We start from the raw sequence: 450 nt of genomic DNA, 5'->3' as shown, positions 1-450 counted from the left end.
GAACCGCGTTGCACGCCAATTTTCTTGCCTTTCAATTCATCCAGGCTGTCGCTGACCGTGGTGCCTTCCTTCATCACCAGCTGCGCTGGGCTCAGGTAGTAGCGGTGGGTGAAGTCGACGGACTTCTTGCGGTCGTCAGTGATGGACATGGACGACAGGATCGCGTCGATCTTGCGCACTTTCAACGCCGGGATCAGGCCGTCGAACTCTTGCTCGACCCACACGCACTTGACCTTCATCTCTTCGCACAGGGCGTTGCCGATGTCGTAGTCAAAACCCACGATGTTGCCATCCGGCGCCTTCGAGGCAAACGGAGGGTAAGCCGCTTCGATACCAATCTTCAGGGGCTTTTCATCAGCGAAGGCCTGCATGGACAGCACGGACAGCGCCATGGCGCCCAACAGCACAAGTTTCTTCATCTTGGGACTCCATCGGTATAGGGCAAAAAGC

General features: G+C 56.9%; 1 protein-coding gene. It reads right to left on the bottom strand.

Features of this window, described 5'->3' with window-relative positions:
• Nucleotides 1-419: transporter substrate-binding domain-containing protein (locus SB756_RS28150; protein ID WP_410912767.1), on the bottom strand; the 419-nt coding region annotated here is incomplete at its 3' end.
• Nucleotides 420-450: the final 31 nt, after the last annotated feature.

This window comes from Pseudomonas sp. SIMBA_068 (assembly GCF_046534705.1).
GTDB classification, from domain to species: Bacteria; Pseudomonadota; Gammaproteobacteria; order Pseudomonadales; family Pseudomonadaceae; genus Aquipseudomonas; species Aquipseudomonas putida.
Note: the sequence above shows the minus strand (reverse complement) of the source record. Positions and strands in the feature narration are given on the sequence as shown.